The organism is Agrobacterium sp. Ap1 (assembly GCF_017313375.1).
Classification (GTDB): domain Bacteria; phylum Pseudomonadota; class Alphaproteobacteria; order Rhizobiales; family Rhizobiaceae; genus Neorhizobium; species Neorhizobium cellulosilyticum.
Genome location: NZ_JAFLMY010000013.1, coordinates 111,899 through 130,389, shown reverse-complemented (window position 1 = coordinate 130,389; position 18,491 = coordinate 111,899). Strand labels below are relative to the sequence as shown.

The following is an 18,491-nucleotide window of genomic DNA, read 5'->3' as shown; positions in this document are numbered from 1 at the left end:
AGCGACGACCGGATGATCTATATCCACCCCATCAACAACCACAAGACTGACGGGAGCCTGTGAGATGCTGGACATGATGGTGGTCGGAGCGGGATATGTCGGCTTGGCGGCAGCAGTCGCGGTCAAGCAGGCCGCCCCGCACCTCAACATCGAAGTCGTGGAAGCGGCTCCGGCGCATGTATGGGAGAAGGATGAGCGCGCCTCTGCGATCATCACGGCTGCCAGCAAGATGCTCGACGTACTAGGCGTCTGGGACGATATCCTCGTCCACTCCCAGCCGATCAACCGGATGATCGTCACCGACAGCCGCACCTCCGATCCCGTGCGCCCGGTTTTCCTCACCTTCGACGGCGAGATCGAGGAAGGCAAACCCTTCGCCCACATGGTGCCGAATGTCGAAATGGTGAGAGCACTAAGGGGAGCCGCAGAACGGCTGGGGATCGCCATCCGCCACGGCCTTTCCGCTACTGCTTTCACGACCACGAACACCAGCACGACCGTCACGCTGTCAGACGGCTCCACCATCGAGACCAAGCTGCTCGTCGCCTGCGATGGCGTGCGCTCGAAATTGCGCGACATGGCCGGCATCCGCACAGTCAACTGGCAATACGGACAGTCGGGTATTGTCACGACCGTCGCCCATGAGCGTCCGCATGAAGGCGTGGCCGAAGAACATTTCCTGCCCTCCGGCCCCTTCGCCATCCTTCCCCTACCGAACAACCGCTCGTCTCTGGTCTGGACGGAACGGACGGACGATGCGGAAAGGCTGATCGCCTCCGATGATCTGATCTTCGAGGACGAATTGCAGCGCCGCTTTGGCCATAAGCTCGGCGAACTGACAGTTGTCGGCGGCCGCAAGGCCTTTCCGCTCGGCCTCACCCTGTCACGCGCCTTCGTCGCCCCGCGTTTCGCCCTTGCTGGCGATGCGGCCCACGGCATCCATCCGATCTCCGGCCAGGGCCTCAATCTCGGCTTCAAGGATGTCGCAGCTCTTGCCGAGACCATTGTCGAGGCCGATCGACTGGGTCTGGATATCGGCTCGCTCAACGTACTGGAGCGCTACCAGTCCTGGCGCCGCTTCGACACGTTCCGCATGGGCGTCACCACTGATGTCCTCAACCGGCTATTCTCCAACGACATCACTCCGATCCGCATCGCACGCGATTTCGGCCTCGGCCTCGTCGAGCGCATGCCGAAACTGAAGGATTTCTTCATCACTCAGGCAGCCGGAACGGGCGCGGAAGGAAACCCGAAGCTTCTGGCCGGCGAGCAGATTTGAGTAGCGCAGCGATCACAGGCAAAGCCAACGTACATTGCCGTCATCCTAGGGCTTGTCCCTAGGATCTAATCACGTCGCAAAAAATCGAAGCCCAGCAGATCCTCGGGACATCCTCGGGTTAAACCCGAGGACGACGAAGAGCGATAGGAAACGTCAGTCCTCGATCTTCCGCGCTTCGGACACCAGCATGATCGGAATGCCGTCACGGATCGGATAGGCTAAACGCGCGCCTTCCGAAATCAGCTCGTTGCGCTCGCGATCAAGCGAAAGCGTGCCCTTGGTCAGAGGGCACACGAGCAGATCGAGCAGCTTCGGATCGACATTGCTGAGCTTTTCGTCCACCACTTAGAGCCTTTCCTGGTTAAATTGAAACGTTCTGTTGGCTCAAACGGAGTCGGATAGTCGTCCGGCCGGCGCGAGTCGTAGCCAAAGCATACGGCCAAGCCGGCCGGACGACTAGGCGGCCCGTTTCAGCCAACCCGAAGGGCCGGGCATCTTTCCGCCAGGATCAAAGGCGATCGGCTCGACCGTACCTTCGGGTATGCCCTTCGCCAATCGCCTTTGCCCTGACGAAAACCTGCTCCGGCAGAACGCTTCAATTTAACCAGGAAAGGCTCTGAGGCCTCACTGTAAAATCGTATCGGTATCCGCCAGCCCTCTTGCCAGCATGATTTCCGTGATCGCGATCAGCGTTTCCGCCCGCGTCTTCAGATCCGGCGCTTCCAGCAGCGCCTGCTTTTCCGCCGGGCCGAAAGGCGACATCATCGACAGCGAATTGACCAGCGTGCGATTGCCCGCGCGCCCGACACTGTCCCAATCCACTTCCAGCTTGTTGGCGTCGAGATAGGCCCTGAACACCCGCAGCAGTTCCCGCCGGTCGACAGAGGCCTCGTCATCCTCTTCCGACAGATCGCTCATGAAAGGCGCGAACCGGAACATTCGATAGGGCTGACTATCGTCTGCTTCGTCCAGCAGCCGGAAACGGCACACACCGCTGAGCGAAAGGATATAGCGCCCGTCGCCGGTCTCGGCGAAAGAGGTGATACGCCCCAGGCATCCGACGGAGGAAAGCGCCGGCCGCAACGGATCGGACGCATCCGACGGCTCCAGCAGGGAAGGCTGCACGACGCCGATCAACCGGTCGCCGGCAAGGGCCGCATCGAACATGGCAAGATAACGCGGTTCAAAGATATTCAGCGGAAGCTGGCCACCCGGAAGCAAAAGCGCTCCGGTCAGCGGAAACACCGGCATGACTTCCGGCAGATCTTCACGTTTTACGTACCGCGCGTTTCCCACATGCATCGGTTCGGCACCTCCCGCAGACTGCTCCTGATTACAGGTTTATAACCCGATATCTGGGGCTCCAACCGCCGATCGCAAGACCGGCGGCAGTGGATAACGTATTGTTTAGGAAAAGAGGATGGACGAAAGACGGCGACGGGCTGCAATCGTCGCGGGATCCTTCGGACCCCAAACCTCGAAGAACTGCAAAAGTTCCCGACGCGCGCCGTCATCGTCAAAAGTCCGGTCCTTGCGCATGATCGTCAGAAGATGGTCGGCCGCCTGTTCACGCTCGCCCTGAACGTTGAGGATCTTCGCAAGCTTCATCCGCGCCGCATGGTCATCCGGATTGGCGTCCAGCTCGCGTGTCAGCGCCACCGGGTCACCGAGCTTGCGGGCTTCGATGATCTGGTCGAGCTTCTTGGAAACCGCCTGGATGGCCGGATTGGCCGTCATCTCTTCAGGCAGGGATTGCAGCATCTGGCCGACACGCTCCGTTTCGCCCATGGCGATCAGGCATTGCATCATGCCGGCCGCCGCCTTGGCGTTCTCCGGATCGGCCTGCAGAACGGCGCTGTAAAGCTGTGCAGCACCCTCGATGTCGCTTGCGGCAAGCAGGCCATCCGCTTCACCGAGGATCGCCTCGATTTCGGCTGCCTGATCGGCACCGGCCGGACCTGCAACCTTGTCGATGAACTCGTTGACCTGACTTTCCGGCACAGCTCCCATGAAACCATCGACTGGACGGCCGTCGACGAAAGCAATGACCGCGGGGATAGACTGGATACCGAGCTGGCCGGCGATCGATGGATGGTCGTCGATATTCATCTTGACCAGCTTGACGCGTCCCTGAGCTTCGTTAACGGCCTTTTCGAGCACGGGTGTCAGCTGTTTGCACGGACCGCACCAGGGCGCCCAGAAATCGACCAGAACCGGCTGGCGGCGCGATTCGTCCAGAACATCCTTAGCAAAGCCGGCCGTCGTCGTGTCGCTCACGTAACCACCCGCCGCCGGCTCGGCGGAAGCAGGACTTGCCGCGGGCGAACCGAAGCTTGCCGTCTGGCTACCGTATCCGCCGCCATAGGATCCGGCGCCGTAAGATCCAGCGTAGGGATTATCGTTGCCGCTCATGGATGTTCTCCCGGGAAATCAGGGTGTGAACCCTTTTAATTGTCTGCCCGAAACATCGTATGTCAGTCCGTAACTTTCAAGACAAGCGGCGTGTGACCGGTCGCCTCCAGAAAACGGATGAGATCGTTTCGTCCAATTGATGTCGTCGCATCATTGGAAAGCGGATGGCCGTTGATGATCTCGTGTTTCATCAGGTCTTCATCCAGCACAAAGGTGACATTCCTGTCCGTGTCGCAAAACGCGCCGAACACCGTCACCGAGCCCGGCACGACGCCGAGATATTCGAGCATCATCTCCGGTCTACCGAACGAGACACGGCTCGACGCGCCGATGACCTTGTGAACCGTCTTGAGATCCACCACCGCATGTTCCTCAACCGTCAGGACGAAATACTGGTCCTTCTTGTCCTTCACGAACAGGTTCTTGGTGTGCCCGCCGGGAATCTGATCTCTCAGCTCCTGCGATTCGGCCACGGTGAAAACCGGCTCGTGCTGTTTCGTTGTGTGGGAAATGTCGAGACTGTCGAGAAAAGCGAACAGATCGGCGGCTGTCTTTGGCATATTTTCGGTCACATCCGGGATCGGGATTAGCGAGAGATGCGGACTATAAAGATAAGCCCGTCCACCTCCAAGCCATTCTCCACATAATCACCGAAAGCCAAAACCCCTGCAAAGCAAGGGACTTAGCGGAAAATGAAAAAATCTTTGCCCGGATCGTCATTTCTCTGTTGCATTTGAAAATCGTCTGGGCCATATAGCGCCTCGTCGGCGGCAACGAGCCACTGACCAGCCGGCTCCGAACTACCACACGGACCGACGGATTGATGAGCGGGTGTAGCTCAGTGGTAGAGCACAACCTTGCCAAGGTTGGGGTCGAGGGTTCGAACCCCTTCGCCCGCTCCAGTCCCTCCCAGGAAAAAGCAATCAGGCTGATGAAGCGTCGGATCAACCTGACGCATAACATTTTCTTGTAGATCCAGCCATTCTTGATCTTTTCTCTGCCCCCCAGGAAAATCTTTCCGAGATTGCCGATTGACTTATTCGCCCAAAGCAGAACAAAGTGGGAACGAACAAGGATATCCAAATGGCCCACGCGGAAAAATTCATCGTCCTGCAATTCAAGAAGAACCGCGGCAATATCGTGCCGGGCGAAATGCGTCAGGCGTCGAACGCAGTATCTGCAGAAAAGATTGCCGCTGCCATGGCATCGCGTGTCGTGGGTGTAGCTGCTTATGCAGTGATGGTCGATGAGGAAACCGGCGACATGGCATCACCCCGCCTCATTTCCCAGCATGGTGAAACTGCCGATATCGCCGCATAATTCACCGGAACACTGTGTGCTGCCCGCAAACAGGGAGCGCAACGCGGCTGAAAGCGGCTAACGGTCTTGCGGTGAACCGAGCAGGCGACACGCACCTGCTTCAGTCACACAAGAACCCGACCCACCGCCTCAACTCTTCGAAAACACGTAATCCGTTTCCTGACGCAGCACTTCGCCCGGACGTAAGACCGCGTTCGGGAAATTCGCGTGATTGACGGCATCCGGCCAGACCTGCGTTTCCAGGCACAAGCCGGCATAGTTTCCGTATTTGCGCCCATCGAAGCCCGGCACCGGCACATTGACCATCACGCCGGCATAAAACTGCACGCCCGGTTCCGTGGTCCTCACTTCCATTGAGACACCCGAATAAAGGCTGCGCACCAGCGCCACAGAGCGTTTGGCAACACGCTCGTTCGACAGGCAGTAATTATGATCGAACGGCACCTGGCGGCCATCCTCGAGCGTGCGCCGCACCGGGCCCATCTGGCGCAGGTCGAAGGGCGATCCGGTCAGGTCATTGAGCTTGCCGGTCGGAACCAGCCTTGCATCGACATCCGTTATCCTGTCGGCGGCAATCATGATCTCGTGGCCGAAAATGTCTTCGCGGCCGTCGAGGTTAAAATAGGAGTGCTGACAGACATTGGCAGGCGTCGGCTGGTCCGACACGCTTTCATAGACGACCGAGAGCACGCCATCCGCCTTCAACCGGTAGGTCGCGGTCACCGTGCAATTGCCGGGATAACCCGCGCGCCCATCGGCATCGGTAATCGAAAGCACCACCCTATCGGACTGATGTTCGACAATTGTCCAGTTGCGCTTTCCCATGCCGTCCGAGCCGCCATGCAGATGCGTGACACCGCGCTCGTTCAGTTCGAGCTGGTAATCGCGGCCATCGATCGAGAATTTTCCATCGCCGATCCGGTTGGCGCAACGGCCAGGCGTGGCACCGAAATAGGGTGAATAGGCCGGATAGGAGGCAAAATCGTCGAAACCGAGCACCAAAGGCGCATCATGCCCTTCAAGGCGCAGGTCCTGAATGACCGCACCCCAGGTCATTACATTGGCAGCCAGCCCGCCGCCGCTGATCTGGACACGATACACGGGCTCCCCGTCCTGCGTGGTGCCGAACACCTCGAATGCCTGCCCTGCCATGAGTTTCCTCCGCCGTTTTTATCGGCGGCAAACTGCGCGATTTGGCAAGGTCCCGCAATGGGAAACGGCGACGCGCGGCGTCTTTTCCCGACACCGCCCCAGAAGCCACACCAAGCGCCTATTCGGTACCAATCTTGTCCATGTCGTAATGGGTCGTCTGGTACATCTCGTTGATCCAGTTTCCGAACAGAAGATGCGCGTGACTGCGCCACCGGTTCTGCGGCGTCAGCGTATCGTCGTTATGCGGAAAATAGTCATGCGGCATCTTGATCGGGATACCGGCATTCACGTCGCGAAAATATTCGTCCGCCAGCGAGGTGGAATCATATTCGACGTGGTTGAACATGTAGAGACGGTTACCCTTCTTTTCATGCACGAGGCAAAGGCCCATCTCGTCGGATTCCATCAGGATTTCCAGATCGGACTTCTTCTCGACATCCTCGCGACGCACCTCTGTCCAACGTGACACCGGCACCTGGAAATCATCGGAAAAGCCGTTGAGATAAACCGAGGCCGGCGCGAGATTGCGGTGACGGTAAACGCCGAAAGCCTTTTCAGTGAGTGCATGTTTCGGCACGTCGTGAAAATGGTAGATCGCCGCCATCGCGCCCCAGCAGACATTCATCGTCGAATGCACATTGGTCGTCGTCCAGTCAAAAATCTGGCGCATCTCGTCCCAATAGCTCACATCCTCGTAGTCCATCTGTTCCACCGGCGCACCGGTTATGATGAACCCGTCGAACTTGCGGTCCTTCACCTCTTCCCAGGTGTGATAGAAGGAAAGCAGGTGCTCCTCGGACGTATTCTTCGCCTTGTGCGTACCGAGTCTTATCAGCGAAAACTCCACCTGCAGCGGCGAAGCGCCGACAAGGCGCGCCATCTGCACCTCGGTTTTGATCTTGTTCGGCATGAGGTTGAGAAGCCCGATCTGCAGCGGACGAATGTCCTGGCGCACGGCGACCGTTTCGGTCATGACGCGCACGCCCTCGGAAACGAGGGTGGTAAACGCTGGAAGCGTATCGGGAATCTTGATCGGCATAGTAAGGCCCCACAAACAAAAAGCCGGCAACGAAAAATCGCAACCGGCCCGTGGGAAGTGAAGTCTAACTTCTCGCGGCCCTTTAGCGACTTTTTTAACGTGGCTGCAAGCCGGCCGGCCAAATCACCACGGAAGTTCGGTTTATCAGATAATCCTTGCGAGAGCCTCCGTCAATGGGAGCAAATTTGACCTGACGCCACCATGGCGCGACCGAAATAGGCATATGCACTGTTTCCCTTCCGCTACCCTTTGCGCTATGGGCAATGCCCATGGCCAATTCGACCTTCACAATCCTGCTCGGCGGCAATCTTGTCGTCACCGATCGCGTCAGAAACGCGATCGCGGGAAGCCGTGTGATTGCCGCAGATAGTGGCATGCGCCACGCGGCCGGGCTTGGCGTGATACCGGAACTCTGGGTCGGCGACTTCGACTCTTCCGATGAAGACCTGATCGCCCGTTTTCCCGAGGTGGAGCGAAAAACCTATCCGCCGGCCAAGAACGAAACCGATGGCGAGATTGCCACAGCCGAGGCGATCGAGCGCGGCGCAAGGCGTCTGATCCTGATCGGCGCTCTAGGCGGCGAGCGTTCCGACCACGCGCTGCAGCATTTTCTGCTTGCCATGAGCCTTGCAGAACGCGGTTTCGAAGTGCTTCTCGCTTCCGGTGATGAGGAAGCGATACCCTTTTTGTCGGGCACGAAAACGATCGACCTTCCCAAAGGCGCGCTCTTTTCCGTCCTTGGCTTTTCCGCCCTGTCGGGCCTCGATATTCTTGGCGCACGATATCTCTTGAAGGATTTCTCGCTGCCTTTCGGCTCCTCCCGCACCGTCTCTAATGTTGCGGAAGGGCCGGTCGAATTCCATCTAAAGAGCGGCAAGGCGATGATCCTTGCCCGTCCCCACGATTTTTCCGGAGCATAAACGGTCCTCATGGCACCTCCCATTCTCAAGCTTGACGATATCTTCCTGAGCTTCGGCGGCGCGCCCTTGCTAAACGGAGCCAGCCTGCAGGTGGAACCGGGTGACCGCATCTGCCTTGTCGGCCGCAACGGCTCTGGCAAGTCGACGCTGATGAAGATCGCAGCAGGCATGGTCGAGGCGCAGTCGGGCGAAGTCTTCCGTCATCCGTCCGCAACGATCCGTTATCTCGAACAGACGCCCGATTTTGCTGGCTACACGACCGTGCAGGCCTATGCCGAGGCGGGCCTTGGCCCGGGTGACGATCCCTATCGCGTCACCTATCTGCTCGAACATCTGGGCCTGACCGGCGAGGAAGATCCGAACCGTCTTTCCGGCGGCGAATCCCGCCGCGCAGCACTTGCCCGCGTCATGGCGCCGGAGCCCGATATCCTTCTGCTCGACGAGCCGACCAACCATCTCGACCTGCCGACCATCGAATGGCTGGAAGACGAGTTGCGCAAGACGCGCAGCGCGCTGGTGGTCATCAGCCACGACCGCCGCTTCCTCGAAAAGGTCTCCAACGCCACGGTCTGGATCGACCGCGGCACCGCCCGCAGGCTATCGCGCGGTTTCGGCCATTTCGAAGCCTGGCGCGATCAGGTTCTCGAAGAGGAAGAGATCGAGCAGCACAAGCTCGGCAAGGCAATCGAGCGCGAAGAACACTGGATGCGTTATGGCGTCACCGCAAGGCGCAAGCGCAACATGCGCCGCGTCGGCGAGTTACAGGCCATGCGCGCCGCCTATCGCGGCCATAACGGACCGCAAGGCAACGTTCAGGCCTCGGTTGCCGAGGGCCGCGAGTCCGGCAAGCTGGTCGTGGAAGCCGAGAACATCACCAAGGCCTACGAGGAACGCACGATCGTGGCGCCCTTCTCGATCCGCGTCCATCGCGGCGACCGCATCGGTCTGGTCGGCCCGAACGGTGCCGGCAAGACGACGCTTCTGAAGATACTGACCGGCCAGTTGAAACCCGATAGCGGCTGGATCAAGCTCGGCACCAACCTGGAAATCGCCACGCTGGACCAGAAGCGCGAGGACCTCGATCCCGAGGACACCCTGTCTCATTATCTGACTGACGGTCGCGGCGAGACCCTGCTGGTCAATGGCGAACAACGCCACGTGGCCGGATACATGAAGGATTTTCTGTTCCAGCCTGAACAGATCCGCACCCCGATCAAGAACCTGTCGGGCGGCGAACGCGCCCGCCTGATGCTGGCCCGCATGCTGGCAAAACCGTCGAACCTGCTGATCCTCGACGAACCGACCAACGATCTCGACATCGAGACGCTGGACCTGCTGCAGGAAATCGTCGCCGGTTATAACGGCACCGTCATCCTCGTCAGCCACGACCGCGATTTTCTCGATCGCACAGTGACCTCGACCATCGCGCCCGCAGCCCCGGATGCGCCCGATGGCCGCTGGATCGAATACGCCGGCGGTTACTCGGACATGCTCGCACAGCGCAAGGGCGCCCAGGAAGAGCGAAAAAAGGCGGAAAAAGCCGCCGAAAAGCCGAAGACCGACAATGCGCCGTCATCCTCCGACGCACCCAAATCCAAGGGAAAACTCTCCTACAAGCAGAAATTCGCGTTGGAGAATATTCCCAAGGAAATGGAAAAGGCCGAAGCCGAGATCGCATTGCGAGAGAAGAAGATGGCCGATCCCAACCTTTTCACCAAGGACCCGGCCAGCTTCAACAAGCTGGCGGCCGAGATGGAAAAGCTGCGCGAAAAGCTGACGCAGATGGAAGAGGAATGGCTGGAGCTTGAGATGCTGCGCGAGGAAATCGAGGGCTAAGCAAGATCTCACGCAGCGCCAAAAAATTAAATATTTGTTAGCCTTAACAGATACTTAATTACAGAAAACAGTGTCTCGCCGCGGAACAATCCCGGTGTTCATCGCGTTGGGTGCGTGTTCGATTGCTAAAACATGCAATCGGCAAGACCGAGATGAACTCTGGAGATGTCCAATGCTGACAAGTGTATCGCGTCGTCGGCTGGCAAGTGAGGCGATGAACCAGCGTGTATTGATTATCGAGGATGAGTTTCTGATAGCGCTCGACGTGGCGGACACGATCGAGAGCAAGGGGCTGAAGGTCGTGGGGTTGGCGAACGCCCGCAAGCACGCCCTTTCGCTTGCCGCCCATGCGGATATCGCGCTCGTCGATGTCAATCTTGCCGATGGCAGGACGGGCCCGGAGATCGGCCGCGAACTTGCCGAACAATATGGCCTCACGGTCGTATTCATGACCGGCAATCCAGAAGATATCGCGGATGGCGTAGAAGGAACGCTCGGCGTTCTGACCAAACCCGTCATGCCTGAAGTGGTAGAACAGACGATCGGTTATGCGATCGCCAACCGCCTCGGCGGCATGGCCATCGTTCCCCGCGAACTCAAGGTTTTTCGCGGAAACGCAAACTGAGTCAAAATTCCGGCATGGACTTGTCGAATCCGTGCCGCATCTTTCGTCCTTGGAGGAAAGGCGCCAAGTGATGGCGTCCTTAATCAAGGAGGAATCTCGACATGCGGATGATTTTCGTGAACCTGCCGGTGGCGGATCTTCAGGCTTCGACGGCATTTTACACGGCGCTGGGCTTCAACAAGAACCCGGATTTTTCCGATGACACCGCAAGCTGCATGGTCGTCAGCGAGCAGATCTACGTGATGCTTCTCACCCACGACAAGTTCCGCATGTTCATCAATGGCGATATCTCCGACGCCAGGAAGACGAAAGAGGTGCTGAACTGCCTTTCCGCATCGAGCCGCGACGAGGTTGACGGCTTCAAGGCAAAGGCGCTTGCCGCAGGAGGTGGCGAATGGAAGCCGAACATGGAAATGGGCCCTATGTACGGCTGCAGCTTCCAGGACCTCGACGGCCATGTCTGGGAAGTCATGTATATGGACATGTCCGGCCGGTGATCCACTGGCAACTGTGCCTCACCGATAAAAGATACCTCTCAACCCTCCCCACAAGGGGGAGGGCTAACCTGGACGTGTCGCTTATGCCCGATTGGAAACAAGCGGGAGCGGCGGTTTTTTGTCCCCCTTTTTGGCGGAGATGGCCGGCAGGCCAGAGGGGAATTTCCATGGAGAGAACGATTGTGTTGCCCCTCTTGCCAGCATGAAGCGAGACCGGTAAATCTTTGCACGCTCTAACGGGGTGCCCTGCGTCTGCTGGGCTGAGAGGCGAAACGCCAACCCGCGGAACCTGATCCGGCTAACACCGGCGGAGGGATTAGACGGCTCGCAACCAGCGCCTATTCCCCACATCGACATTTTGAGGAGGCGCTGATGCGCGGGATTTCGACTTTTCTTCTGGCCGCCACGGCCATGCTTTTTACCCCTTTTGCTGCTGAAGCTCAGGACAAGACGCTCACCGTCTATACCTATGAGAGCTTCACCTCCGACTGGGGTCCCGGCCCGAAGATCAAGGCCGAGTTTGAAAAGACCTGCGCCTGCACCGTCAATTTCGTCGGCGTTGCCGATGGCGTGGCGCTTCTCACCCGTCTAAAGCTGGAAGGTACGGGATCGGAAGCCGATATCGCGCTCGGCCTCGATACCAGCCTGATCTCCGAAGCCAAAGCCACCGGCCTTTTCGAGGCGAACGGCGTCGATGCAGGCGCCGTCAAGGTTCCCGGCAATTATGCAGACGACACGTTCATTCCCTATGACTACGGCCACTTCGCCGTCATCTACGACACGCAAACGATCAAGAACCCGCCGAAGAGCCTCAAGGATCTGATCGAGGGGGACGCTTCGCAGAAGATCGCCATTCAGGACCCGCGCACCTCGACGCCGGGTCTCGGCCTTCTGCTCTGGGTAAAGTCCGTCTATGGCGACAAGGCGCCGGAAGCCTGGGCGAAACTCAGGGACCGGGTTCTGACCGTTACCCCCGGCTGGTCGGAAGCCTATGGCCTGTTCACCAAGGGCGAAGTGCCGATGGTGCTCTCCTATACGACCTCGCCGGCCTATCACATGGTCGAGGAAAAAACCGACCGCTATCAGGCCGCAAGTTTTTCGGATGGCCATTACATCCAGATCGAGGTCGCCGGCATCTTGAAACACGCCAAAGACAAGGATCTGGCAAAGAGCTTCCTCGCCTTCCTGATATCGCCGGCCGCACAGGATATCATTCCGACCACCAACTGGATGATGCCGGCCGCCGCCACCGCCGCCCCGCTGCCTGAGGCTTTCGACAAGCTTGTAAAGCCGGAAAAGACGCTGCTGATCGGCTCCGACGAAGTGGCGAAGAGCCGTCAGGCTTGGATCGACGAATGGCTGACCGCCATGAGCAAGAAGTGACATGTCGAAACGGACGGAATATCGCATTTGCTGACGACTGCTGAAAGACGACGCGGCATCGGTGCTGGCCTTGCCGTGCTTGCCGCCATCATCGTCTTTGTCGGCACTGCGATCGCGACGCTGCTGGCCTGGGATGGCGATCAATCGGCATCCCGGCTTTTCACCTCCTATACCTGGAGCATTCTGCGCTTCACGCTTTGGCAGGCGGCCCTGTCGACCTTGCTGTCGGTTGCCTTCTCCATTCCGGTCGCGCTGGCCCTGGCTCGCCGCCCCCGGTTTGCAGGCAGAGCCTGGATCCTCCGCCTCATGGCCTTGCCCATGGGCCTGCCGGCACTCGTCGGCGCGCTCGGCCTCCTCGGCGTCTGGGGCAGGCAAGGGGTTTTGAACGGCTGGCTTACTGCCGCCGGACTGGAACACCCGGTCAGCGTCTACGGCCTTTCCGGCATCCTGCTCGCTCATACATTCTTCAACATTCCGCTCGCCGTGCGCCTGCTGCTCTCCGTGCTCGAGCGACTGCCGGCGGAATACTGGCTTCTGTCGGCCAGCCTCGGCATGAAGCCGGCCTCGATCTTCCGTTTTGTCGAATGGCCGGCGCTCGCGCGTGTCGTTCCCGGCGTTGCGGGGCTGATTTTCATGCTCTGCGCCACCAGCTTCACGCTGGTCTTAGTACTTGGCGGCGGCCCGGCCGCAACCACGCTGGAAGTGGCGATCTACCAGGCCCTACGCTTTGATTTTGACCCGCCGCGCGCGGTCGCACTCGCCTTTCTGCAGATCGCCCTCACAGCGGCCGTGATCGGCCTCATCGCGTTTCTGCCGGCGGCAACCGATACGGTCAGGACCGCAGGCCGAAAGGTCTTGCGCCTCGACGGGCGCTCATCCGCATCCCGCCTGTGGGATGGCCTCATCATTGCTGTCGCCGTCATCTTCGTCGCCTCGCCGCTCTTCTCGGTTTTCGTCGCTGGCCTTCGTGCGGATCTCTGGAAACTCGTCAACGGACCACGCTTCATTCAGGCAGCCACGACAAGCCTCGTGATCGCCGTAACTGCCGCAGTGATCGCCGTCTCCGCATCGCTCGCCATCATCACGGCGCGGCAGACGATCAGGGACCGGCGTGATCCCAATATTGTTGCACGGCTTCTATCGACCTCGCTCGCCGGCACATCCTCGCTCGTTCTCGTCGTACCGCCGATCATTCTCGGCACCGGCTGGTTTTTGGTGCTTCGGCAATTCGGCAATGTCGCCTCGTTTGCACCCTGTCTCGTCGCCTTCATCAATGCTCTGATGGCATTGCCCTTCGCCGTGCGGGTGCTCGAACCGGCACTGGATGACCACCACCATCAGACCGCCCGGCTGGCCACCTCACTCGGCATCAGCGGCCCTGCCAAGTGGCGGCTAATCGATCTCCCCGTCCTGACACGCCCGATACTCACCGCCCTCTCCTTCGCTATGGCACTTTCCCTCGGCGATCTCGGTGCGGTTGCCCTGTTCGGCTCCAGCGAGCTCGTCACCCTGCCTTGGCTGGTCTACAGCACGCTATCGAGTTACAGAACGAACGATGCCGATGGGCTGGCGCTGATCCTCGGCGTGATCTGCCTTGCCTTGACCATACTCGGCACCGCGGGCAAAAAGGAAAACGCGAATGCATGACGGCATCGTCCTCGACAAGGTCGCGCTGACGCTCGGCAAGACGAGTTTCGCTTTCGATTGCCGCATCGAACCGGGCGCAGTCACCGCGATCGCCGGCCCGTCGGGCGCAGGAAAATCGACGCTGCTTAATCTGATTGCCGGTTTCGAGCGCCCACAATCGGGCCACATCCTTATCGCCGGAACCGACCAGACCTTGAGCCACCCGTCGGAAAGGCCGGTCTCAGTGGTCTTCCAGGATCACAACCTCTTCGCCCATCTCGACATCTTCACCAACGTCGCGCTTGGCCTCGACCCGTCTTTGCGGCTTTCCCCGCAAGACAGGGACCGCGCCGAAAACGCCTTGGTGCGCGTTGGTCTTGCCGGATTCGGCAAGCGCATGCCGGGCTCGCTATCGGGAGGAGAAAAACAGCGAGCAGCATTTGCCCGGGCTTTGCTGCGCAACAAGCCGGTGCTCCTGCTGGACGAACCTTTCGCAGCGTTAGACGCCGATCTGCGTCTGCAAATGTCCGCCCTTCTTCTTGACCTGAATAAGGAAACTGCAAATACCGTGGTCATGATAACCCATGACCGCGAGGAAATTGCCCGCATTGCAGATCGCATCCTGCATGTCGAAAAGGGGCAGATCGCTGCCGACGAGGCAAAGGCGGATTACCTTTCGCGATTTGCCGCACCCGTTTCGGCCCTATCCGGCACTGTGTGAACGAAAGTCATCAAGCGTGCATGGGCACCGCCACAATTTGGACGTGGCCCAATGGCATCGGCGTTCAAGTTTATTTTCTTTTCATACCCAGTAGGCAATACATATTCATTTAGGAATATCTGTGCAGTTGGCGCGAAAGACGGTAAGCGACAACGGGCGGAAGACGAAGCCAGACGCGACGGCAGGATGCCGAAGTGTAATTCCGGAGATGGTAGTGCGGGCGAAGACTGTAAAGACGGATCGTGCCAGGTGGCCGAGATTTTGGCAGCGTAGCCGCGCATTCCGTTCCGCAGCCACACTCTTTGCCGCCACCTCGATGCTTTACGGCTGCCAGTCGATCTTCGACCAAGCCTATACACCCAATGTCTCGCCGTCGGAAAACCCGCAGACTGTCGACCAGGTTCAGAAGAACGACCCACGCGCCGCCATGGGCGCCCGCGAGCACCCGCGCATCGTCGCCAGTTACGGCGGCGAATATCGCGATGCGAAGACCGAGCGTCTGGTCGCGCGTATCACCGGTGCATTGACGGCCGTTTCGGAAAACCCCACCCAGTCCTTCCGCATCACCATTCTGAATTCGCCGGCAATCAACGCGTTTGCGCTGCCGGGCGGTTATCTCTATGTCACCCGCGGTCTGCTGGCGCTCGCCAACGATGCGTCGGAAGTGGCGGCCGTCCTGTCGCACGAAATGGGCCACGTCACCGCCAATCACGGCATCGAGCGTCAGAAGCGGGAAGAGGCGGAAGTCATTGCCAGCCGAGTCGTCGCCGAGGTCCTGTCGAGCGATCTCGCCGGCAAGCAGGCGCTCGCCCGTGGCAAGCTGCGTCTCGCTGCCTTCTCCCGCCAGCAGGAATTGCAGGCAGATGTTATCGGCGTGCGCATGCTCGGCGAAGCCGGATATGATCCTTATGCAGCCGCTCGCTTCCTTGATTCCATGGCAGCCTATGCCCGCTACTCCGCCGTCGATCCGGATAACGACCAGAGCCTCGACTTCCTTTCAAGCCACCCGAATTCGGCCCAGCGCGTCGATCTCGCGCGCCGCCATGCCCGCGCCTTCGGCCAGGAAGGCGTCGGCGACCGTGGCCGCGACTATTATCTCGCCGGCATCGACGGTCTGCTTTACGGCGACAGCCCGCAGGAAGGTTATGTTCGAGGCCAGACGTTCCTACACGGCAGCCTCGGCATCCGCTTCGATGTTCCGCCGGATTTCCGGATCGACAACAAGGTCGAGGCGGTGCTCGCAACCGGCCCCGGCGAAAGCGCCATCCGTTTCGATGGAGTTGCCGCCGGCGACAATAACAACCTGACGAATTACCTGACGAGCGGCTGGGTTGCAGGATTGCAGCCGGAAACCGTGCGTGAGACGACCGTCAACGGCCTTCCGGCCGCAACCGCCCGCGCCTCCGCTGAGCGCTGGGATTTCGACGTGACCGTCGTGCGCCTCAATGAGCAAATTTTCCGCTTTTTGACAGCGGTACCAAAGGGTAACACGACCCTGCAATCTACGGCAGATACGCTACGCAACAGCTTTCGTCGTATGACGCCGGAAGAAATAGCCTCCCTGAAGCCGCTTCGGGTGCGTATCGTCACGGTTGGCCCAAGTGACACTCTTGCATCGCTCTCGGGACGGATGATGGGAACGGATCGAAAGCTCGATCTTTTCAAGCTCATCAACGCGCTACCGGCCGGCGCGACGGTGTCGCCCGGCCAGAAGATGAAGATCATTTCCGAATAGCGGGCTGAAGGAACACGCCTTCGTACTCAGCAGGCGGCGGCAGCCATCTGCGGATTGGCGGAGACGAGCGCCGACTTCAGCTTCTCGATGGCGCGGCTTTCGATCTGACGCACGCGTTCCTTGGAAATTCCAAGTTCGGTACCTAGCGCTTCGAGCGTTGCGCCGTCATCCGTCAGCCGGCGAGCACGAATGATCTTCTTCTCGCGGTCGTTAAGTTTGGTGAGCGCGCCCTGCAGCCATTTCAGCCGCCGTTCGCCGTCGATCATCCCCGAGACCTGCTCGTCGGGAAGTGGCTCGTTGCTCTCCAGCATGTCCAGCCGTTCGCCGCTATCAGCATCACCGGCAATCGTCGGCGCCTGCAGCGAGGCATCGTTGGCGGAAAGACGTGCATCCATTGTCTGCACATCGTTTACGCTGACACCGAGCGCCACCGCGATCTCTTCATGGATGGCACGGGCAGTAAGATTGCTGTCACCGCGGGCGAGCTTTGCACGCAACCGGCGCAGATTGAAGAAAAGCGCCTTCTGCGCAGAGCTGGTCCCGCCGCGCACGATCGACCAGTTGCGCAAGATATAGTCCTGCATCGAAGCGCGGATCCACCAGCTGGCATAGGTTGAAAAACGAACGTCCCGCGCCGGCTCAAACCTTGCCGCCGCCTCAAGCAGCCCTACATAACCTTCTTGAACGAGATCACTCATCGGCAGACCGAAGCCGCGAAACTTCGAAGCCATGGCTATGACGAGACGCATATGCGCGAGTGCAATCTGGTTTCGTGCATTCTGATCTTGGCCGTCTTTCCATCGGATGGCAAGATCACGCTCCTCTTCTCGGGCGAGATAGGGAGCTGACATCGCTATCTTGATCATTGTGCGGTCTGCGGACATGGCTGTCATCGTCTTCTCCGTCAACGGTTCTGATATGACGATGAACAGCGGGAAACCTTGCAAACGCACATCCGCGAAGGATGCCAACGTTAGTTCGGACTGCTGATCTCGCCCCCTCATCAGCGACCCGGAACATCCTGGTCGCAACAGTTTCAGAAGGGAACCGAGGGCAGCGTTACGCAGCAATCAATTCGCCGTTCCGGCGGGTCAACGCGGCGACAGCGCAAAAGTTCCAATAAAAAAACCCGGCTCAAGGCCGGGTTTTTTTATTGCTGTATCTCAGAAAAATCAGGCAGCTTCTTCCTGCGCTTCATCCTCATCAAGGCTCTTGCCGCGCTTGGGTCCCTTGGCAAGATTGACCTCTACAAGACGAACAGCTTCGGTATCCGACATCTTGTTGACGGCCGCGATCTCACGGGCCATTCGGTCGAGAGCAGCCTCATAAAGCTGACGCTCGGAATAAGACTGTTCCGGCTGGTTTTCAGCGCGATAGAGATCGCGGACCACTTCAGCGATAGAAATCAGGTCACCGGAATTGATCTTTGCATCATATTCCTGGGCACGGCGCGACCACATGGTGCGCTTCACACGAGCCTTGCCCTGCACAACCTTGAGCGCGCGTTCGACGAAATCCGTTTCCGAAAGCTTGCGCATGCCGATAGCAACGGCTTTGGCGACCGGAACCTTCAGGCGCATCTTATCCTTTTCGAAGTCGATCACAAAAAGCTCGAGCTTCATGCCAGCAACTTCTTGCTCTTCAATCGCACTGATCGTACCAACGCCATGAGCGGGATACACGATCGATTCGCCGGTCTTGAAACCCTGGCGAGCCGGGGAATTCTTCTTCTGCTGAGTCGTCATTCGTTTCAAAAACTCCCTTCTACTCACCCACATCTGGGTCAGGGGAAAGCCGGGTCTGTCAGGCCCGGATGAGACGGGGGAAACCGTCGGGTCACTCCATACTGGTCCGACAAAACGCGCGCGAAAAAACAAATCCCATCGCTGAGCTGCGACCGACAACATGAAACGAGTTTATGTCTCGGGGAGCGCGTGTGATTGATC

18 protein-coding genes, 1 tRNA gene and 2 riboswitches are annotated in these 18,491 nt (G+C 59.1%); of the genes, 11 read left to right on the top strand and 8 right to left on the bottom strand.

From position 1 onward, the window contains the following. Nucleotides 1-64 precede the first annotated feature (64 nt). Entirely contained in the window at nucleotides 65-1,279 is a 1,215-nt protein-coding gene (locus tag JZX87_RS21975; RefSeq protein WP_183828585.1) for a ubiquinone biosynthesis hydroxylase, read from the top strand. Nucleotides 1,280-1,432: 153 nt separating this feature from the next. On the opposite strand, the gene JZX87_RS21970 is transcribed toward JZX87_RS21975, so the two are convergent. From JZX87_RS21970 to JZX87_RS21955, 4 genes are all read right to left on the bottom strand, one after another. Next, nucleotides 1,433-1,621, bottom strand: coding sequence for a Trm112 family protein (locus JZX87_RS21970; protein ID WP_183995044.1), 189 nt, complete (start codon nucleotides 1,619-1,621; stop codon nucleotides 1,433-1,435). A 282-nt stretch (nucleotides 1,622-1,903) separates the two neighbouring features. Further along, entirely contained in the window at nucleotides 1,904-2,581 is a 678-nt protein-coding gene (locus JZX87_RS21965; RefSeq protein WP_183828588.1) for an LON peptidase substrate-binding domain-containing protein, read from the bottom strand. Nucleotides 2,582-2,686: 105 nt separating this feature from the next. Then, nucleotides 2,687-3,691: a thioredoxin gene (gene trxA, locus JZX87_RS21960; protein WP_206828013.1), complete on the bottom strand. Its 1,005-nt coding sequence runs from the start codon at nucleotides 3,689-3,691 to the stop codon at nucleotides 2,687-2,689. 62 nt (nucleotides 3,692-3,753) lie between these two features. Beyond that, the gene (locus JZX87_RS21955) at nucleotides 3,754-4,263 is read right to left on the bottom strand and encodes a prolyl-tRNA synthetase associated domain-containing protein (protein ID WP_148147769.1); all 510 of its coding nucleotides are present in this window, start codon (nucleotides 4,261-4,263) and stop codon (nucleotides 3,754-3,756) included. Between the two features lie 255 nt (nucleotides 4,264-4,518). On the opposite strand from JZX87_RS21955, the gene JZX87_RS21950 reads away from it, so the two are divergent. Further along, nucleotides 4,519-4,593, top strand: a tRNA-Gly gene (locus JZX87_RS21950). Nucleotides 4,594-4,774: 181 nt separating this feature from the next. Further along, nucleotides 4,775-5,011 carry a hypothetical protein gene (locus tag JZX87_RS21945; protein WP_206828011.1) on the top strand — a complete coding sequence of 79 codons (237 nt, stop codon included), beginning with the start codon at nucleotides 4,775-4,777 and terminating at the stop codon, nucleotides 5,009-5,011. 129 nt (nucleotides 5,012-5,140) lie between these two features. On the opposite strand, the gene JZX87_RS21940 is transcribed toward JZX87_RS21945, so the two are convergent. After that, nucleotides 5,141-6,163: an aldose epimerase family protein gene (locus JZX87_RS21940; RefSeq protein ID WP_206828009.1), complete on the bottom strand. Its 1,023-nt coding sequence runs from the start codon at nucleotides 6,161-6,163 to the stop codon at nucleotides 5,141-5,143. A gap of 118 nt (nucleotides 6,164-6,281) precedes the next feature. Beyond that, nucleotides 6,282-7,202 (bottom strand): homoserine O-acetyltransferase MetA, encoded by a 921-nt coding sequence (gene metA, locus JZX87_RS21935; protein WP_148147766.1) that lies wholly within the window; start codon nucleotides 7,200-7,202, stop codon nucleotides 6,282-6,284. A 62-nt stretch (nucleotides 7,203-7,264) separates the two neighbouring features. Then, nucleotides 7,265-7,342, bottom strand: a riboswitch (SAM riboswitch). Nucleotides 7,343-7,465: 123 nt separating this feature from the next. On the opposite strand from metA, the gene JZX87_RS21930 reads away from it, so the two are divergent. The 8 genes from JZX87_RS21930 (at nucleotide 7,466) to JZX87_RS21895 (ending at nucleotide 16,545) form a co-directional block, all read left to right on the top strand. Next, a complete protein-coding gene (locus JZX87_RS21930) occupies nucleotides 7,466-8,122 on the top strand; it encodes a thiamine diphosphokinase (RefSeq protein WP_206828007.1) in 657 nt (218 codons plus the stop codon). Nucleotides 8,123-8,131: 9 nt separating this feature from the next. After that, nucleotides 8,132-9,958, top strand: coding sequence for an ABC-F family ATP-binding cassette domain-containing protein (locus JZX87_RS21925; protein WP_206828005.1), 1,827 nt, complete (start codon nucleotides 8,132-8,134; stop codon nucleotides 9,956-9,958). 172 nt (nucleotides 9,959-10,130) lie between these two features. Then, a complete protein-coding gene (locus tag JZX87_RS21920) occupies nucleotides 10,131-10,583 on the top strand; it encodes a response regulator (RefSeq protein WP_206828004.1) in 453 nt (150 codons plus the stop codon). A 101-nt stretch (nucleotides 10,584-10,684) separates the two neighbouring features. Continuing rightward, nucleotides 10,685-11,080 carry a VOC family protein gene (locus JZX87_RS21915; RefSeq protein ID WP_206828002.1) on the top strand — a complete coding sequence of 132 codons (396 nt, stop codon included), beginning with the start codon at nucleotides 10,685-10,687 and terminating at the stop codon, nucleotides 11,078-11,080. Between the two features lie 227 nt (nucleotides 11,081-11,307). Then, nucleotides 11,308-11,413: riboswitch (TPP riboswitch) on the top strand. 39 nt (nucleotides 11,414-11,452) lie between these two features. Continuing rightward, complete coding sequence (gene thiB / locus JZX87_RS21910) at nucleotides 11,453-12,463, top strand: thiamine ABC transporter substrate binding subunit (protein WP_206828000.1); 1,011 nt, start codon at nucleotides 11,453-11,455, stop codon at nucleotides 12,461-12,463. 27 nt (nucleotides 12,464-12,490) lie between these two features. Continuing rightward, nucleotides 12,491-14,110: a thiamine/thiamine pyrophosphate ABC transporter permease ThiP gene (gene thiP / locus JZX87_RS21905; RefSeq protein ID WP_206827998.1), complete on the top strand. Its 1,620-nt coding sequence runs from the start codon at nucleotides 12,491-12,493 to the stop codon at nucleotides 14,108-14,110. Next, nucleotides 14,103-14,810 carry a thiamine ABC transporter ATP-binding protein gene (locus JZX87_RS21900; protein ID WP_206827996.1) on the top strand — a complete coding sequence of 236 codons (708 nt, stop codon included), beginning with the start codon at nucleotides 14,103-14,105 and terminating at the stop codon, nucleotides 14,808-14,810. The genes thiP and JZX87_RS21900 overlap by 8 nt, the downstream gene beginning before the upstream one ends. A 316-nt stretch (nucleotides 14,811-15,126) precedes the next feature. Beyond that, nucleotides 15,127-16,545: a M48 family metalloprotease gene (locus JZX87_RS21895; RefSeq protein WP_244654442.1), complete on the top strand. Its 1,419-nt coding sequence runs from the start codon at nucleotides 15,127-15,129 to the stop codon at nucleotides 16,543-16,545. Between the two features lie 26 nt (nucleotides 16,546-16,571). On the opposite strand, the gene JZX87_RS21890 is transcribed toward JZX87_RS21895, so the two are convergent. Both JZX87_RS21890 and JZX87_RS21885 read right to left on the bottom strand, forming a co-directional pair. Beyond that, nucleotides 16,572-17,438 carry an RNA polymerase factor sigma-32 gene (locus JZX87_RS21890; RefSeq protein ID WP_148147757.1) on the bottom strand — a complete coding sequence of 289 codons (867 nt, stop codon included), beginning with the start codon at nucleotides 17,436-17,438 and terminating at the stop codon, nucleotides 16,572-16,574. 279 nt (nucleotides 17,439-17,717) lie between these two features. Next, on the bottom strand, nucleotides 17,718-18,290 hold the full coding sequence (locus JZX87_RS21885) for a CarD family transcriptional regulator (protein WP_148147756.1): 573 nt from the start codon (nucleotides 18,288-18,290) through the stop codon (nucleotides 17,718-17,720). Between the last annotated feature and the right edge of the window lie 201 nt (nucleotides 18,291-18,491).

What these genes read in the sequence shown, in the direction of transcription:
- JZX87_RS21975 (WP_183828585.1), top strand. Translation starts at nt 65, where the DNA reads ATGCTGGACATGATGGTGGTCGGAGCGGGATATGTCGGCTTGGCGGCA.
- JZX87_RS21965 (WP_183828588.1), bottom strand. Translation starts at nt 2,581, where the DNA reads ATGCATGTGGGAAACGCGCGGTACGTAAAACGTGAAGATCTGCCGGAA.
- trxA (WP_206828013.1), bottom strand. Translation starts at nt 3,691, where the DNA reads ATGAGCGGCAACGATAATCCCTACGCTGGATCTTACGGCGCCGGATCC.
- JZX87_RS21945 (WP_206828011.1), top strand. Translation starts at nt 4,775, where the DNA reads ATGGCCCACGCGGAAAAATTCATCGTCCTGCAATTCAAGAAGAACCGC.
- JZX87_RS21940 (WP_206828009.1), bottom strand. Translation starts at nt 6,163, where the DNA reads ATGGCAGGGCAGGCATTCGAGGTGTTCGGCACCACGCAGGACGGGGAG.
- metA (WP_148147766.1), bottom strand. Translation starts at nt 7,202, where the DNA reads ATGCCGATCAAGATTCCCGATACGCTTCCAGCGTTTACCACCCTCGTT.
- JZX87_RS21930 (WP_206828007.1), top strand. Translation starts at nt 7,466, where the DNA reads ATGCCCATGGCCAATTCGACCTTCACAATCCTGCTCGGCGGCAATCTT.
- JZX87_RS21925 (WP_206828005.1), top strand. Translation starts at nt 8,132, where the DNA reads ATGGCACCTCCCATTCTCAAGCTTGACGATATCTTCCTGAGCTTCGGC.
- JZX87_RS21920 (WP_206828004.1), top strand. Translation starts at nt 10,131, where the DNA reads ATGCTGACAAGTGTATCGCGTCGTCGGCTGGCAAGTGAGGCGATGAAC.
- JZX87_RS21915 (WP_206828002.1), top strand. Translation starts at nt 10,685, where the DNA reads ATGCGGATGATTTTCGTGAACCTGCCGGTGGCGGATCTTCAGGCTTCG.
- thiB (WP_206828000.1), top strand. Translation starts at nt 11,453, where the DNA reads ATGCGCGGGATTTCGACTTTTCTTCTGGCCGCCACGGCCATGCTTTTT.
- JZX87_RS21900 (WP_206827996.1), top strand. Translation starts at nt 14,103, where the DNA reads ATGCATGACGGCATCGTCCTCGACAAGGTCGCGCTGACGCTCGGCAAG.
- JZX87_RS21895 (WP_244654442.1), top strand. Translation starts at nt 15,127, where the DNA reads ATGCTTTACGGCTGCCAGTCGATCTTCGACCAAGCCTATACACCCAAT.
- JZX87_RS21890 (WP_148147757.1), bottom strand. Translation starts at nt 17,438, where the DNA reads ATGACAGCCATGTCCGCAGACCGCACAATGATCAAGATAGCGATGTCA.
- JZX87_RS21885 (WP_148147756.1), bottom strand. Translation starts at nt 18,290, where the DNA reads ATGACGACTCAGCAGAAGAAGAATTCCCCGGCTCGCCAGGGTTTCAAG.